This is a genomic window from Brevundimonas sp. RM1 (assembly GCF_052907225.1).
The window spans coordinates 115,344-129,476 of record NZ_JBRERY010000008.1; the positions used below are offsets into that span (position 1 = coordinate 115,344).

Annotated in this window: 17 protein-coding genes; 9 read left to right on the forward strand and 8 right to left on the reverse strand. The window is 68.7% G+C overall.

Annotated elements, in window-relative coordinates:
* Positions 1–46: 46 nt before the first annotated feature.
* The 3 genes from ACU5AP_RS09755 to ACU5AP_RS09765 are packed head-to-tail and all read right to left on the reverse strand — an operon-like array spanning position 47 to position 2,537.
* Entirely contained in the window at positions 47–1,489 is a 1,443-nt protein-coding gene (locus tag ACU5AP_RS09755; RefSeq protein WP_446681147.1) for a sensor histidine kinase, read from the reverse strand.
* 7 nt (positions 1,490–1,496) lie between these two features.
* The gene (locus tag ACU5AP_RS09760) at positions 1,497–2,177 is read right to left on the reverse strand and encodes a response regulator transcription factor (protein ID WP_087141003.1); all 681 of its coding nucleotides are present in this window, start codon (positions 2,175–2,177) and stop codon (positions 1,497–1,499) included.
* Entirely contained in the window at positions 2,178–2,537 is a 360-nt protein-coding gene (locus tag ACU5AP_RS09765; RefSeq protein ID WP_446681148.1) for a hypothetical protein, read from the reverse strand.
* Between the two features lie 247 nt (positions 2,538–2,784).
* Between ACU5AP_RS09765 and ACU5AP_RS09770 the strand changes: the two genes are divergently transcribed.
* From ACU5AP_RS09770 to ACU5AP_RS09800, 7 genes are all read left to right on the forward strand, one after another.
* Positions 2,785–3,165: a hypothetical protein gene (locus ACU5AP_RS09770; protein ID WP_128719607.1), complete on the forward strand. Its 381-nt coding sequence runs from the start codon at positions 2,785–2,787 to the stop codon at positions 3,163–3,165.
* A 122-nt stretch (positions 3,166–3,287) separates the two neighbouring features.
* Positions 3,288–4,076 (forward strand): CAF17-like 4Fe-4S cluster assembly/insertion protein YgfZ, encoded by a 789-nt coding sequence (ygfZ, locus tag ACU5AP_RS09775; RefSeq protein WP_128719606.1) that lies wholly within the window; start codon positions 3,288–3,290, stop codon positions 4,074–4,076.
* 110 nt (positions 4,077–4,186) lie between these two features.
* Positions 4,187–4,651: a hypothetical protein gene (locus ACU5AP_RS09780; RefSeq protein WP_128719605.1), complete on the forward strand. Its 465-nt coding sequence runs from the start codon at positions 4,187–4,189 to the stop codon at positions 4,649–4,651.
* Positions 4,648–4,848 (forward strand): helix-turn-helix transcriptional regulator, encoded by a 201-nt coding sequence (locus tag ACU5AP_RS09785; protein ID WP_046651697.1) that lies wholly within the window; start codon positions 4,648–4,650, stop codon positions 4,846–4,848. Before ACU5AP_RS09780 ends, ACU5AP_RS09785 begins: the two co-directional genes overlap by 4 nt.
* A 55-nt stretch (positions 4,849–4,903) precedes the next feature.
* Positions 4,904–5,062, forward strand: coding sequence for a hypothetical protein (locus ACU5AP_RS09790; RefSeq protein ID WP_157683775.1), 159 nt, complete (start codon positions 4,904–4,906; stop codon positions 5,060–5,062).
* A gap of 112 nt (positions 5,063–5,174) precedes the next feature.
* The gene (locus ACU5AP_RS09795; RefSeq protein ID WP_128719604.1) at positions 5,175–6,146 is read left to right on the forward strand and encodes a TraB/GumN family protein; all 972 of its coding nucleotides are present in this window, start codon (positions 5,175–5,177) and stop codon (positions 6,144–6,146) included.
* A gap of 86 nt (positions 6,147–6,232) precedes the next feature.
* Positions 6,233–6,874, forward strand: coding sequence for a DNA-3-methyladenine glycosylase I (locus ACU5AP_RS09800; RefSeq protein WP_312991280.1), 642 nt, complete (start codon positions 6,233–6,235; stop codon positions 6,872–6,874).
* On the opposite strand, the gene ACU5AP_RS09805 is transcribed toward ACU5AP_RS09800, so the two are convergent.
* A complete protein-coding gene (locus ACU5AP_RS09805; protein WP_446681149.1) occupies positions 6,871–7,395 on the reverse strand; it encodes a hypothetical protein in 525 nt (174 codons plus the stop codon). The two genes, ACU5AP_RS09800 and ACU5AP_RS09805, sit on opposite strands and share 4 nt — an antisense overlap.
* 72 nt (positions 7,396–7,467) lie before the next feature.
* Here ACU5AP_RS09805 and ACU5AP_RS09810 point away from each other — a divergent pair, with 72 nt between their 5' ends.
* Positions 7,468–8,118 carry a ribonuclease HII gene (locus ACU5AP_RS09810; RefSeq protein ID WP_446681150.1) on the forward strand — a complete coding sequence of 217 codons (651 nt, stop codon included), beginning with the start codon at positions 7,468–7,470 and terminating at the stop codon, positions 8,116–8,118.
* A 7-nt stretch (positions 8,119–8,125) separates the two neighbouring features.
* Here the strand turns inward: ACU5AP_RS09810 and ACU5AP_RS09815 are convergent, their stop codons facing one another.
* From ACU5AP_RS09815 to ACU5AP_RS09830, 4 genes are all read right to left on the reverse strand, one after another.
* Positions 8,126–8,338 carry a hypothetical protein gene (locus tag ACU5AP_RS09815; protein WP_046651700.1) on the reverse strand — a complete coding sequence of 71 codons (213 nt, stop codon included), beginning with the start codon at positions 8,336–8,338 and terminating at the stop codon, positions 8,126–8,128.
* Between the two features lie 36 nt (positions 8,339–8,374).
* Positions 8,375–9,415 (reverse strand): DNA adenine methylase, encoded by a 1,041-nt coding sequence (locus tag ACU5AP_RS09820; protein WP_446681151.1) that lies wholly within the window; start codon positions 9,413–9,415, stop codon positions 8,375–8,377.
* A 9-nt stretch (positions 9,416–9,424) separates the two neighbouring features.
* Positions 9,425–10,888, reverse strand: a complete 1,464-nt coding sequence (gene pyk, locus ACU5AP_RS09825) for a pyruvate kinase (RefSeq protein ID WP_076223477.1) — start codon at positions 10,886–10,888, stop codon at positions 9,425–9,427.
* Positions 10,889–11,041: 153 nt separating this feature from the next.
* Positions 11,042–12,742: an alkaline phosphatase family protein gene (locus tag ACU5AP_RS09830; protein WP_446681152.1), complete on the reverse strand. Its 1,701-nt coding sequence runs from the start codon at positions 12,740–12,742 to the stop codon at positions 11,042–11,044.
* A gap of 154 nt (positions 12,743–12,896) precedes the next feature.
* Between ACU5AP_RS09830 and ACU5AP_RS09835 the strand changes: the two genes are divergently transcribed.
* A complete protein-coding gene (locus ACU5AP_RS09835; protein WP_128719599.1) occupies positions 12,897–14,057 on the forward strand; it encodes a patatin-like phospholipase family protein in 1,161 nt (386 codons plus the stop codon).
* Positions 14,058–14,133 lie beyond the last annotated feature (76 nt).

A 14,133-nucleotide genomic window follows, 5' to 3' on the forward strand; every position in this document is an offset into this window, starting at 1 on the left:
CCGCTTTGGCGGGCCTTTTTAATGCCAACGCCACGCCTCTACGCCCTCACCCCTCCGCCGCGGGCAGCTCCAGCACCACCTTCAGGCCGCCCATGTCGCTGTCGGCCAGGGTGACGCGGCCGCCGTAGGCGCGGGTCAGTTCGTCGACGATCGACAGGCCCAGGCCCGTGCCGGGCGTGTCCTCATCCATGCGGGTGCCGCGTTTCAGGGCCGTGTCGCGCTGGTCGGCGGGCAGGCCGGGGCCGTCGTCCTCGACCACGGCGATCATCTGGCCCGGCGTCGACGGCCCGGCCGAGATGCGGACCCGGCGGCGGCACCATTTGGCGGCGTTCTCGATCAGATTGCCGAAGATCTCCTGCAAGTCCTGACGCTCGCCCAGAAAGGCCAGGTCGTCAGGGGCGCGCCAGTCGATCTCGACGCCCTTGGTCTCGAACACCCGCTCCAGCATGACGGCCATCTCGTCCAGCACCTCGGCGACAGTGGTGCGCTCGCCCAGGCCGTGGGCGGCGCGGGCGGCGGCGCGGGCGCGGCGCAGGTGGTGGTCGACCTGATCCTGCATCACCTTGGTCTGGCGGCGGATCAGGTCCGGCAGCGGTCCTTCCTGCGTCCCGGCCTCGGCCAGCATGACGGCCAGAGGAGTCTTCAGGGCGTGGGCCAGGTTGCCGACGTGAGTACGCTGACGCTCGACCGTTTCCTGATTGTGGGCCAGCAGGCGATTGACCTGTTCGGCCAGGGGCTGGATCTCCACCGGATAGGCGCCCTCGACCCGATGCGAGCGGCCCTGGCGCACGTCGGAAATCTCGTCGCCCAAATCAAAGAGCGGTCGCAGGCCCACCTGCACCTGGATGAAGACCGCCGTCACCAGCCCCGCCCCCAGCAGCAGCATGGCGATCCAGGTGACGGTGGCGAACTGTCGGGTGTCGGCGTCGACGTCCGAGCGATCGATCCCGGCGAAGAAGATCACCGGCCGGTCGCGGCCCGGCAGTTGCTTCATGCTAGCGGCGATGCGCAGGGGCTCGCCCTTGGGGCCGTCCTCGGCGTTGTAGCTGATGGTCTGGCCGAAGGCCGAGCGCAGGCGGTTGGTCAGGTCGGGGCCGTGCTCCAGCTCCGCCTCGCCCAGGGAGGCCGATTGCGCCAGAACCTGCATCCCGCCTGTCGGCGTCGGCTCGGCCACCATCCAGTACTTGCCGGACAGCAGGCGCTGAGTGCGGGCGTCCTGAATCTCACCGATGAAGACCTTGCCTTCGGGCGTGATGGTGGCGGCCACGACCGCCTCGTCGATGGTGTCGCCTAGGATATTGCCCAGGCGGCGCAGGGCCGATTCCTGAAACAGCGCGGTCAGCACCACGGCCGCCGCCGCCAGGGCGATCAGGATCCACGCCGCAGCAAGCCAGATCAGCCGCCGCGTCAGCGAGCGGCCGGGCCGACCGAACCAACGACCCCATTGCGCGCGATCAGGCTTGGTCTGGCTTCGGGATTGGCCCGTCATGCGGCGCTCAGGCCGCGTCGCTCTCGCCGGCCAGCGGCGACAGGCGATAGCCCAGGCCGCGCACGGTCTCGATACGGTCGGCGCCGATCTTCTTCCTCAGGCGGCCGACGAAGACCTCGATGGTGTTGGAGTCGCGGTCGAAATCCTGATCGTAGAGGTGTTCGACCAGTTCGGTCCGGCTGATGACCCGGCCCTGATGCATCATCAGATAGTGCAGCAGGCGATACTCCAGACTGGTCAGGCGCAGAGGCTCGCCGTTCACCGTGGCCCGCGCGGCGCGCGGGTCCAGGCGCAGGCCGCCGCAGCTCAGCGTCGCCGCCGCATGGCCGGCCGAGCGACGCAGCAGGGCGCGCAGACGCGCCAGCAGTTCTTCCGTATGGAAAGGCTTGGTCAGATAGTCGTCGGCCCCGGCGTCGAAGCCCGCCACCTTGTCCGACCATGCGCCGCGCGCGGTCAGGATCAGCACCGGCGTCGCCTTGCCTTCACGGCGCCAGCGCTCCAGCACCGACACGCCGTCGATCTTGGGCAGGCCCAGGTCCAGCACCACCACGTCATAGGGTTCGGTGTCGCCCAAGAACCAGGCTTCCTCGCCGTCCGGGGCGTGGTCGACGGCGTATCCGGCGTCGGTCAGGGCGGTCTTCAGCTGGCGCGACAGATCGACGTCGTCCTCGACAAGCAGAACCCGCATTCAGTCGTCCCCGCGAACCCGGCCGGAGCGGCCGTCAACCTGGATGTCCGACACGCGGCCGCCCGGATATTCCCAGCGCACCACATAGTCGCCGCCGCGTTCCTGCACGCCCAGCATCCGGCCGGGACGGCCCGACTGGACGCGGCGCGCCACGTCGCCGGGATTGGCGCGCGGGCCGCTGTCGCCGCGCGGCATGTCGCGCAGGCCTTGCCCCGGATAGTTCGGTCCGGAGGAGCTGCGGAATTGCTCCCGGCGATCATCGTCGCGATCCCGGTCGCGGCCGCGCGACTGAGCCGCCGCGTCCGTCAACGGGACGAGGGCGACCAGGCCAGCCAAAAGAAGGGCTCGAATACGCATCATGGATCGCGGTCTAAACCAGGGCCTCTGAACAGCGGCTGAACGCGCAGTCTACCGGCGTTCAGTCCAAAGAGGAACGTCGAGGGATGGAATCTCCGTCGCGGTTTCACACGCGAACCGCCCAGCATGACCACAATGTCACGCTGATGAACCCTATCTGAAGCGCGCCGTTCAGACGCGGCTCAGGCGCGGCGGGGTCATCTGGCGTCAACGCAGCCGATCGGTTGCGTCCAGATGAAGGAGCCCGACCATGGCCAAGTTCAAAACCCTGATGATCCCCGTCCTGGCCGCGACGACGGCCGCCGTCGCCATCGGCGCCGCCCTGCCCGCCGCCGCGCAATCCTATCGCCACGCGCCGGTCTACGAGAGCCGCCACGACGGCTGGCGGTCGATCCACCAGCGCAAATACAATCTGGACCGCCGCATCGACCAGGGCGTCCGCACCCGCCAGCTCAGCGTCCGCGAGGCCAGCCGCCTGAAGAACGAGCTGAACAGCCTGGTGCGGCTGGAGCGCGCCTATCAGCGCGACGGCCTGAGCCGCCGCGAACGCATGGAGCTGGATCGCCGCTACGACGCCCTGTCGGCCAAGGTCCGCTATGAGCGCCGCGACCACAACGGCCGCCGCTGGTAAGCCAGACAGGCGCCGACCTTCGAAAGGCTGCGGGAGACGTCCCGCAGCCTTTTTCGCGTCTGCTCCACTTAAGGAGGGCGGCCGGGCTGGAGGACAGCGCCCCGCCTGCCTATCTTGGCCTTATGTCCATCGCCCGTCTTGATAGTCGCGCCCTGATCCGCGTCAGCGGCCCCGACGCCCGCCCCTTCCTGCACAATCTGCTGACCCAGGATGTGGAGACATTGCAACCGGGCGAGCTTCGCTTCGGCGCCCTGCTGTCGCCGCCGGGACGGCTGCTGTTCGACCTGTTCATCTGGGGCGAAGAGGGCGGCGTCGTCCTGGACGTCGCGGCCGAACGGCGCGACGCTCTGGTCCAGCGGCTGAGCCTCTACAAGCTGCGCGCCCAGGTCGAGGTCATGCCCATCCCCGACGCAGTCTTCGTCGGCTGGGGCGCGGATGTTCCCGAGGGCTTCGTCGCCGACCCGCGCCTGCCCGGCCTGGGCGGCCGCCGCTGGGGCGATCAGAGCGAGACCGACGCGGTCGAGGCCGACTGGCAGGCGCACCGCCTGGCCCTGGGCGTGCCCGATCCGACCCAGGACGCGCTGATGGACAAGACCTATCCGATCGAGGCGGACTTCGACCTGCTGAACGGCATCGACTTCCACAAGGGCTGCTTCATCGGTCAGGAGACGACCTCGCGCATGAAGCGGCGCGGCACGATCAAGAACCGCATGATGGCCATCGCCTTCGAGGGCCCCGCTCCCGAACGCGGCGTCGAGGTGCTGAAAGGCGAACTGCGCGCGGGGGAAGTCATGACCGGCGCCGAGGGACGCGCCATCGCCCTGATGCGGCTGGACCGCATGGACGGCGATCTGACCGTCGAGGGCCGCCCCGTGCGGGTCGAGAAGCCTGACTGGATCCCTGATTTGTAAGGGAAAATCCGACAGAACGGAAAATCTGCTTGTCGTGATGTAAAAGTCGCTTGACGAAAACACGACCTCATTGGTAAAGCTCACTTGTCAACACGACAGGGGAGCTTGTCATGAACACCGAAACCACCACCGCCGCCGGCGCCGTCGCCGCCGACAAGAAGAAGTTGGACGACCTGACCGTCGTTCTGTGCGCCCTGACCGTGGTCGGGGTCAGCGCGGCCTCCGCCACGCCGTTCTGGCCTGAAGCCTGGGGCCGCGCGCCGTCGATCGGCGTCGTCGTCCTGGCCGCCGGGCTGGCCGTCTTCCTGGCCCTGCACACCCTCTACTGGTGGCGCGCGCTGGATGAGGCCGCCAAGGAAGCCCACAAATGGGCCTGGTGGTGGGGCGGCAACCTGGGCTTCATCGGCGGCGGCGCGGCCGTCGTCATCGCCGCCCTCGCAGGGGTGAACCTGCTGCCCGCCGCCGCGCCGCACACCGATGCGGCCCTGATCGCCCTGGGCGTCGCCGCCGCCTTCGCCGCCCAGGCCGTCGGCTACGGGATCGCCTGGTGCGGCTGGTGGATCGCCCGCCGATGACCAGCGCCTTCATCAACCGCCTCAAGGTCTTCCGCGCCGAGCGCGACTGGACCCAGGCCGATCTGGCCGAACGCCTCGGCGTCTCGCGCCAGACCGTCCAGGCGCTGGAGAAGGGCCGCTACGACCCGTCCCTGCCGCTGGCCTTCCGCATCGCCCGCCTCTTCGGCCAGCCGATCGAAGCCATCTTCATCGCCTGACCCCGCCTACCCTTCTCATCTCAATCGACACATCGAAATCCAAAGGACCGTCATCATGTTCAACCTGTTCTCGACCGCCGCCGACCGTTTCTCGGGCTTCGCCATGGGCGTCTGCGGCGCCCTGCTGATCAGCCTGGCCGTCCAGGCCGTGCCGACCTTCGGCCGCTCCGCCGAAACCCCGGCGGCCGCCGTCGCCCAGATCGTCGCCCGCTGATCCCTCTTCACGCCTCGCCTGCCCGCTCCCAGCCCTTGTGCTGACGAGCCTTCTGTCGCCCGCATCTGAACTCGGCGACGCCTGAAACCCCCTACAATCCAAGGACACTGCAATGACCCTCGCACGCCGCATGGGCCAATCGGCCAACCATGTCTCGCGCTTCGCCGCCGGCCTTTTGGCGGCGCTGGCCGCCTCCGCCGCCCTGGCCGCCGCGCCCGGCGCCGCTCACGCCGAACAGGCTGCGCCCGCCCCCGCCGTCGCTCCCATCCCCCGCGCCGAGGGCGCCGGCCCGCCGCTGTGGGTGGTCAAGGACGCGGACTCCACCGTCTATCTGTTCGGCACGGTCCATCTGTTGCGACCCGGCACGGCCTGGGGCTCGGACAAGGTGGACGCCGCCTTCGCCAGCGCCTCGGACATCTGGGTCGAGATCGCCGACCAGGACGATCAGGCCGTAGTCATGCCTGTGATCCAGCAGCACGGCGTCGATCCGTCCCGCCCCCTGTCGTCGGTCCTGTCGGCCGAGGACTTCGCCGCCTTCGACAAGGTCGCCCAGGCGAACGGCGCCAGCGCGGCCGCCCTGGACGCCTACCGCCCCTGGCTGGCGGCCTTCATGATCTCCATGTCCGGCCCGACCGAGGCCGGCTATCGATCCGAAGCGGGCGTCGACAAGACGCTGATGGATCGCGCCCGGTCGGAAGGCAAGGCGCTGCACGGCTTCGAGACCGCCGACATCCAGGTGCGCCTGATCGCAGGCATGAGCGAAGAGGCGCAGGTGGCCTACCTGAACCACTTTGTCCGCAACACCGACCGCGTCGTCGCTAACCTGGATGAAACCGTCGCCGCCTGGCTGAAAGGCGACATCGCCGAAACGGGCCGTCTAAACCGCGCCAACACCCGCGACGTGCATGAAGACATCCACCGCGCTGCCCTGATCGTCCGCAACACCGACTGGACCCGCCAGATCGAGGCGATGATGAAAGGTTCAGGCACGGCCTTCGTCGCCGTCGGCGCCGCTCACCTGATGGATCAGGACAGCGTCATAGACATGCTGACCGCGCGCGGCTTCACGGTCGAGCGGCTATAGGACGCCCCGCACAACCCCATGAAGGCCCGGCGGAAACGTCGGGCCTTTTCGCTTGCGCCGCCAGAACATTCCAGCAACATCGCGCCATGATCGAATCCGAAAAGGCTGAAGGCCGCTGCGGCTGGTGCGGGACGACGGACCCGCTCTACATCGCCTATCACGACACCGAATGGGGCGTGCCCGAGTACGACGCCCGCGCCCTATGGGAGAAGCTGGTGCTGGACGGTTTTCAGGCCGGGCTGGCCTGGATCACCATCCTGAGAAAGCGCGAGGGGATGCGCGAGGCCTTCGACGGGTTCGATCCCGAGATCGTCGCCCGCTATGGCGAGGCGGACCGCGCGCGCCTGCTGGCCGACCCGCGCATCATTCGCTCCGGCGCCAAGATCGACGCGGCCATCGGCGGCGCCCGCATCTGGCTGGACATGAGGGATAGCGGCGAGGATTTCTCAGCCTGGCTGTGGTCCTTCGTCGGCGGCCAACCGCTGGTGAACCAGTGGGACCATTTCCGCGAGGCCCCGCCCCAGACCGCCGAAAGCCATGCCATGGCCAAGGCCCTGAAGGCGCGCGGTTTCAAATTCTGCGGCCCCGTCATCAGCTACGCCTTCATGCAGGCGGTCGGCATGGTCAACGACCACCAGACGACGTGCTTCCGGCATGGAGAGGTGGGAAATGGGCGCCGCCAACGACTGATTTCAGGACACTCGCGATTGTCCGCCAAAGACCCTTAGCGGGCCTCGGGTTCGGCAACACCTAAGCTGACGAGTTCGCTGTAATTGGACGGATCGCGATCCACCCCAACCCACAGGTCATCTTGGTCGCCGACGAAGTCTTTGCCGCCCGTCCCTACCCAAAAGGAGCCGTTGGTCGTTCGGTGTTTGACCCCTACAACCCGCCGATGTTCGTCGTCAGGCAAGGTGAAAAGTTCAACCGACCTGAGAGTCGAGCCGATCAAACCAATCCAAAGATCGCCAGCAGCCTGAATGCGATCCAGTGAATGCGCGCCCCATGCCGCATCCTGTGCTGTCGCCAGAACGAAACGATCTTCTACCTGCCGCCAAGAAAGGTTGATGGCATCCTGGTTGGTAAAGCGGACAAACGCCGCACCGGAAAACGAATACGACGCCATTTGCAGTTCTGAGGCGAGTTTCGGTGTATCGGCGGTGATCGGCATCCAAACCAAACCCGCGATTTCCTCCCCCAAGACAGGGCGGTAAACTTCTATCCAATCTGTCATGCCGTTAGAGAGCATGGCCTACGTCCGCTTTCCACCCCTCGGCAGCAACTCCTTCCCCCATGCTCCGGTTCGTGGCACTGACGCCTGATGCTCGCCCGCACTGCTACCGCCAAGACCGACCGCCCCTTCCCAACCCTGGTGCTGGAGCTTGAGGCGCGCGCGACCTGGAACGGTCATGTCTGCGGGGTGGATGAAGCGGGGCGCGGGCCGTGGGCGGGGCCGGTGTCGGCGGCGGCGGTGATCCTGAACCCGGACGATCTGCCGCCGGGCATCGACGACTCCAAGGCGTTGACGGAGAAGCGCCGCGCCGCGCTGGAGCCGCTCATCAAGGCCCGCGCCCTGGCCTGGGGCGTCGGCTTCGCCTCAGTGGAGGAGATCGACGAGCTGAACATACTGCACGCCACCGGCCTGGCCATGCGCCGCGCGGTCGAGGCCCTGGCCCATCCGCCGGTTCACGCCCTGGTGGACGGCAACTACCGCTTCAAGCTGCCGTGCGCGGTGACGCCCGTGGTCAAGGGCGACAGCCGGTCGCTGTCGATCGCGGCGGCGTCGATCCTGGCCAAGACGGCGCGTGATCGACTGATGATCGAGATGGATGAGACCTATCCGGGTTACGGCTTCGCCAGCCACAAGGGCTATAACGCCCCCATCCACCAGAAGGCTCTGCAGACGTTGGGCCCCTGCCCCGAACACCGGCGCAGCTGGGCGCCGATCAAGGCCCTGGTGGACGCCGCTTAAGCGAAAATCAGACGGACAGGGCGCCGCCCAGGAGCATTCCCATCAGGCCCGCCGCGATCGCGCCGATCAGCAGGATGGTCCAGCTGTCCAGCCCACGCCCGCGCCGAGGCGACGGGCGGACCGGACGCGCGGCCTCCCGCTGGGCGTCGAAACGCGCAGCGTCAAAACCACGGGCGTCAAAGCGGGAAGCGGGGGGAGGAAGACTGGAAAGCGTACGCATACGGCACAAACGGCGTGCGCCCGGCTTTCGTTCCCGTCAGGCGGCGACCGGCAGTTCGATCGGCCGATCCGTGACCACGAACAGATATTCCACATTCCTCAGCCGCCCGACCGAGCCGACCTTCTGACCCTTCAGGTTATGGATGCCGATGCGGGCGCCGACGTAGCGGGGGCGCGCAATCTCGACCACCTGGACGTGGCCGCGCGCCGACAGCATGGCCGTCAGCTCGTCGCGGCTCAGATAGCCCTCGTCGTTGAAGCTGACGATCAGGTTCGGCGCCTTCAGCCGCTCGATGACGGTCTGCAGGGCGGGGCCGATGCCCGGCCGGCTGTTGAAGGCCGACTTGCGCGTCTTCACGTCGACCCGCTTGCGCGCCACGCCATAGGTCTCGGGCTTGTCCCACAGCACCAGGCTTTCCCAGCAGTGGTAGTTGCCGAGGTAGGAGTGCTGGTTATAGGGCGGGTCCAGATAGACGAGGTCGGCCTCGACCTCGGCGGCGATCTCGACCGCATCGCCGTGCGTCGCCACGCACGAGCCCGCCGCCACGCCGGGCAGCAGGTCCGGCAGGCGCAACTCCAGCGGCTTCAGCGCGCGCGGCGCCCACTGCTTCATGAAGGCCATCTGCAGGCCCGCCGTGGAATCCACCCGGTCGGCCGCCTCCATCAGGGCGACCAGCACCACCGCCTTCAATTCCGGCTCCAGCCCCATGACCTCGATGCGCTCGCGCATGGCGTCGATTCGGGCGCCGTTGTCGGGGTGGAAGAAGCGAGCTTCCTGGCAATAGGTGCGGGTGAACCAGCCCGGCGCGGGCGCCACGGCGCGCAGTTCGGCCAGCACCCCCTCGGCCCGCTCAGCCCAGACCTCGCGGTCGGCCTGGACATAGGCGGTGGCGAGCGCATGGGCATAGGCGTTGTGATCATTGGACCAGACGCGATAGCCCTCGCGCTTCAGCGCATGGCCCACGCGCGCGGTGCCGGAGAACAGGTCGCAGACCGTTCCGCCCTGCGGCTGAGCCGCGCGCACCGCGCCGATCACCTGGCCCAGAAGCGCGCGCTTTGAGCCGATGTATTTGATCATTCCGCCCCGTCAGGTTTTGCGGGCGCGCTTCGCCCCGTGTTGCCGGGGGGCAGCATGGGCCGGAGCATGGGCCAGACGCAACAGATTCGCGGCCCCCGGCGCGCCGAAGGGCGTTCCGGCCAGGATCAGGATGCGCTGGCCCGGCTCGGCCAGGCCGTAGAGCATGGCTGCCTCGACCGCATCGTCGGTCAGGCCTTCCAGCGAGGTCGGCTGTTCGCCCAGACGCGGCTCCAACCCCCAGACCAGGGCCAGGCGGCGCGCCGTCTCGGGCTTGGGCGTCAAGGCCAGAACCGGCTGCAGCGGCCGCTCGCGCGACATCCGCCGCGCCGTGCCGCCCAGGGTGGTGAACACCACCATGCAGGCGGTCGAGGAGGCCTCGGCCGCCTTGCGCGCGGCCGCCACCAGGGCGTCGACGTCGTGGATGTCCATGCCCGCGTGTTCGGCGTCCATCAGGCCGGGCCACAGGGGATCGCGCTCCACCCGCTCCATGATGCGGTTCATGATGGTCACGGCTTCCAACGGATAGTCGCCCGCCGCCGTCTCGGCTGACAGCATCAGGGCGTCGGCGCCCTCATAGACGGCGTTGGCCACATCGGACGCCTCGGCGCGGGTCGGGGCCGGAGCGCTGGTCATGGATTCCAGCATCTGCGTCGCGACGATGGCGGGGACGCCCCGCTGGCGGGCGGCCCGCAGGATCTTCTTCTGGGCGACCGGCACTTCCTCGGGGTCCATCTCGACGCCCAGATCGCCGCGCGCGACCATGACGCCGTCGCAATAGTCGAGGATGCTCTCCAGGTCGTTCAGGGCCTGGGGCTTTTCGATCTTGGCCAGACAGGCGGCCTGGCCGTCGACGATCTGCTTCAGCTCGGCCATGTCCTCGGCCTTCTGCACGAAACTGAGGGCCACCCAGTCGACGCCGAGGCGAAGCGCGAAGGCCAGATCCTCGCGGTCCTTGGGCGTCAGGGCCGAGACCGGAATGACCGCCTCGGGCACGGCCACCCCCTTGCGGTCCGACAGCTTGGAGCCGCTCTCGACCGTGACGTCGCACCATTCGTCGGTGCGCTCGCCCACGCGCAGCCGCACCCGGCCGTCGTCCAGCAGCAGCAGCATGCCGGGCCGCAGCGCCTTGAAGATTTCCGGATGCGGCATCTGCACCCGCGTCTCGTCGCCCAGCGCCGGGTTCAGGTCGAAGCGCATCTGGTGGCCCGGCTTCACCTCGATCTCGACATCGGCGAAACGGCCCAGCCTCAGCTTGGGGCCCTGCAGGTCGGCCAATACGCCCAGCGGCCGCTTCAGCGCCATTTCGGCCCCGCGCACGGCCTTGAGGGCGGCGGCGTGGTCGTCGTGCGAGCCGTGGCTGAAGTTCAGGCGAAAGACGTCCACCCCGGCCTGGGCCAGCGCCTTGACCGTTCCCGGCGCACGGCTGGCGGGTCCGAGTGTCGCGACGATGCGCGCGCGGCGGGCTCTCTGCATGAACGGGTTTCCTCTTGCGGCTCTGACGGCCTGACGCCTCCCCTCAGAGGCGTTTCTCAAGCCCTTGTGCCAAGGAAACGCGGAAGGCGTAAGGCCGTCGCACCGCGTCGAAACACGAGTTTATGACGGCCCGCGCAGCCTGTTTCGCGCCGCCTACTTCGTAGGGCAGCGGCCCTTGGCGAACTGGGGCAGATCCATGCAGCGGCCGTCGATCGGGCCGTCAGGCTGGACGCCGATCAGATTGGCCAGGGTCGGCGCGATGTCGATGGTGCGCATCGGCAGGAAACGCTCCTGCCCTTCGGCGCCCGGCCACCAGAAGACGATGGGCACGCGGCGGTCGTAATCCCAGGGCGAGCCGTGACTGGAAATGGCGCCGCCGACGCGGCCCTGCCCGGTCAGGCCCGGCTGCCAGGCGCGCAGGATGTCGGGCGAGCGACCCGCCACCGCCGACAGACGCAGGCGCTCGCGCACATTCAGGTCTTCGGGGTTGATCGAGTTCGGCACAGGCTCGGCCAGCAGTTCGTCGCGGGCCACGGCCAGGGCCACCTGCGGCTCGGCGTTCAGCAGTTCCAGGGCGGCGGCCAGCACCTGAGACCGCAGCGGCTCCGGCAGGGACTTGCGATCCTTGTCGACGATGACGAAACCGCCCGCCGACGACACCACAGGATCGGCGTCCAGGCCGAAGCGGGCCTTCAGCGCCGCGTTGACGCGCGGCTGCAGGGCGCGATCCACCCGGCCGGCGTGGGGATAGCCCTCGACCGCCGAGCGCTCGGGGAAGTCCGAACCGCCGTGGTCGGCCGTCAGAACGACAATGGCGCCGCCGGGGATGGTCGACAGCTTGTCCATCAACACGCCCAGGGCCGTGTCGAGGCGCAGCATCTGCTCGCACATCTCGGGCCCCTGGGTGCCGTAGCTGTGGCCGATGCGGTCGGTGGCCGACAGGCTGACGCCCAGCATGTCCGTGACGCCGCGACGACCCAACTGCCGGCTGTCCATCAGCTCGATCGCCCCTTCGATGGTCAGCTCGTCCAGGATCGGCGAGTTGTCGAGGCGGAAGTTGGCCGGCGGCACCTTGGAGTCGAAGGTCTGGCCCGCAATGGTCCACTGCCCTTCCAGGCGGCGGCAGGCGGCGTTGGAATAGGTCCAGCTGGGCGCCTGTCGCGTGAAACGGTCGATCATGCGGGCGTTCAGGGCCGCCACCGGGGCCAGACGCGCCTGAGCCGACTGGCCCGGCTCGACATAGGTGGTGAAGCCGAAGTTGTCGGTCAGCCAGAAGGCGCCGTCGCCCTTGTGCCCAGCCAGGGTGATGGCGCCGCGATCCTTGCCCGACACGCCGTAGACGCGGCTTTCAGGGCTGACCGCCTTCAGCCAGTCGCCCAGGGTCGAGGCGCTCAACTGTTCCGGACCGACCGGGCCGTTGTCGGTGTTCTTGCCGTGGGCCAGTGTGTTCTGCGGCGCGGCCAGGCAATAGGTCTCCTGGCCCGTCGACGTGTCCAGCCAGTCGTTAGCGGGAATGCCGCTGCGGGCCGGGTGGGCGCCGGTCAGGACGGTCGAGTGGCCGGCGCAGGTCACGGTCACCCCGTGGGTCTGATAGCCGTTGATCGAGACCATGCCCTGATCGGCCAGGGTCTTCAGCCCGCCGGTGAACTGGCTGCGGTACTGGTTGAACAGATTGGCGCTGAGTTGATCGACCACCACGGTGACGATCAGGGACGGGGCGGCGCGGCCGTCCTGGGCCGCCGGAGCCGCAGTCTGAGCCGCAGCCTGAGCCGTCTGGGCGAACGCCGCGGGCGCAGCCGCGCCCAGGCAGAGGCTCAGACCCAAGGCGGAAGCGAGAAGTCGGCTACGAAACATGAAACGGCTCACCTGGCGGAACAATCAGTGTGCGACACCTACGCCCCCCTCATGACGAGGCCAAGACAGTTAAGCTGGACGCCCGCGCAGTTTCGCCCTGCGGAACCGCGGCGCCGCATTTGACCCAAGCCGCGCGAAAGCCGAGAAAACCGTCGTGATTGATCCGCGCCCCTTGTCGTCCCTGCCTCTGCCGCGCAAACGGCTGCCTGCGCCCCCGGCCGGCCGCGGGCGCATTCGGGGGTTCGAGGATATCCGGCTGAGCGTCGAGCAGGCGGAAACCTCGCTGGAGGCGGCGGCGGACCGTCTGTCCCTGCCCCGCTCCGGCTGGTCGTCGGGGCATTTCGACATGCTGGCCGTATCGGGCGGCGCGGCGGGCGGCGCCTATGGCGCGGGCGCCCTGGTCGGACTGACCGAGGCGGGAACGCGGCCCGAGTTCGCCCTGGTCACGGGCGTCAGCACCGGCGCCCTGATCGCGCCCTTCGCCTTCCTGGGACCGGCCTGGGACGAGCGGCTGGCCGACGCCTATACCGGCGGCCATGCGGCCGACCTGCTGAGCTTGCGGCGGCTGGCCTCGACCCTGACCGGCAGCCTGTTCCAGGGCGAGGCGCTGGACGCCCTGATCCACCCCTTCGTCGACGAGGCGCTGATCGACGCCGTCGCGACCGAGCATCGCCGGGGGCGTCGCCTGCTGGTGGCGACGACGGACCTGGACAGCCAGAAGGCCTGCATCTGGGACATGGGGACGATCGCCTGCCACGGCGGCGAGGAGGCGGTCGCCCTGTTCCGCGAAGTTCTGGCCGCCTCCGCCAGCCTGCCCGGCCTGTTTCCGCCGCGTCGTTTCCCGTGCGAGGTCGACGGCGAGCCGTTCGAGGAGATGCACGTCGACGGCGGGGTCGCCGCGCCGCTGTTCCTGATGCCCGAGGCCCTGTTGCGCTGGAAGCGGGTCGGACGGCGCCTGCAGCGCAGCCGGGTGCATATCCTGGTCAACACCGTGCTGGAGCCGGAACCGCGCACCACGGCCCAGAACGTCGCGGCGGTGCTGACCCGCAGCTTCGACGCCATGCTGCGGTTCTCCTATCGTCAGGCGCTGGGCGTCGCCACGACCTTCTGCGCGGCGCAGGGCCTGCCCATCAGCGTCGCGGCCATCCCGGACGAGCCCGAGCAGGGCGGGATGCTGAGCTTCGACACGGCGACGATGCAGCGACTGTTCGAGGCCGGACGACAACGCGCGCGCGGCGGCGATCTGTGGCGCTCGCCCGTCGTCGAACCGCGCGGGTTGATGTCATGGCTGGAGCGGCTGTCGCCGCAGACCTGAAGGCGATCGTCAGAACGGCTGGTGCGGGCGGCCGGGGTCGAACCGGCAAGGGCTTTCGCCCGACGGATTTTAAGTC

Excerpts from the sequence above, each read along its gene's own strand:
- ACU5AP_RS09755 (WP_446681147.1), bottom strand. The coding sequence starts at position 1,489 with ATGACGGGCCAATCCCGAAGCCAGACCAAGCCTGATCGCGCGCAATGG.
- ACU5AP_RS09760 (WP_087141003.1), bottom strand. The coding sequence starts at position 2,177 with ATGCGGGTTCTGCTTGTCGAGGACGACGTCGATCTGTCGCGCCAGCTG.
- ACU5AP_RS09765 (WP_446681148.1), bottom strand. The coding sequence starts at position 2,537 with ATGATGCGTATTCGAGCCCTTCTTTTGGCTGGCCTGGTCGCCCTCGTC.
- ACU5AP_RS09770 (WP_128719607.1), top strand. The coding sequence starts at position 2,785 with ATGGCCAAGTTCAAAACCCTGATGATCCCCGTCCTGGCCGCGACGACG.
- ygfZ (WP_128719606.1), top strand. The coding sequence starts at position 3,288 with ATGTCCATCGCCCGTCTTGATAGTCGCGCCCTGATCCGCGTCAGCGGC.
- ACU5AP_RS09780 (WP_128719605.1), top strand. The coding sequence starts at position 4,187 with ATGAACACCGAAACCACCACCGCCGCCGGCGCCGTCGCCGCCGACAAG.
- ACU5AP_RS09785 (WP_046651697.1), top strand. The coding sequence starts at position 4,648 with ATGACCAGCGCCTTCATCAACCGCCTCAAGGTCTTCCGCGCCGAGCGC.
- ACU5AP_RS09790 (WP_157683775.1), top strand. The coding sequence starts at position 4,904 with ATGTTCAACCTGTTCTCGACCGCCGCCGACCGTTTCTCGGGCTTCGCC.
- ACU5AP_RS09795 (WP_128719604.1), top strand. The coding sequence starts at position 5,175 with ATGACCCTCGCACGCCGCATGGGCCAATCGGCCAACCATGTCTCGCGC.
- ACU5AP_RS09800 (WP_312991280.1), top strand. The coding sequence starts at position 6,233 with ATGATCGAATCCGAAAAGGCTGAAGGCCGCTGCGGCTGGTGCGGGACG.
- ACU5AP_RS09805 (WP_446681149.1), bottom strand. The coding sequence starts at position 7,395 with ATGCTCTCTAACGGCATGACAGATTGGATAGAAGTTTACCGCCCTGTC.
- ACU5AP_RS09810 (WP_446681150.1), top strand. The coding sequence starts at position 7,468 with ATGCTCGCCCGCACTGCTACCGCCAAGACCGACCGCCCCTTCCCAACC.
- ACU5AP_RS09815 (WP_046651700.1), bottom strand. The coding sequence starts at position 8,338 with ATGCGTACGCTTTCCAGTCTTCCTCCCCCCGCTTCCCGCTTTGACGCC.
- ACU5AP_RS09820 (WP_446681151.1), bottom strand. The coding sequence starts at position 9,415 with ATGATCAAATACATCGGCTCAAAGCGCGCGCTTCTGGGCCAGGTGATC.
- pyk (WP_076223477.1), bottom strand. The coding sequence starts at position 10,888 with ATGCAGAGAGCCCGCCGCGCGCGCATCGTCGCGACACTCGGACCCGCC.
- ACU5AP_RS09830 (WP_446681152.1), bottom strand. The coding sequence starts at position 12,742 with ATGTTTCGTAGCCGACTTCTCGCTTCCGCCTTGGGTCTGAGCCTCTGC.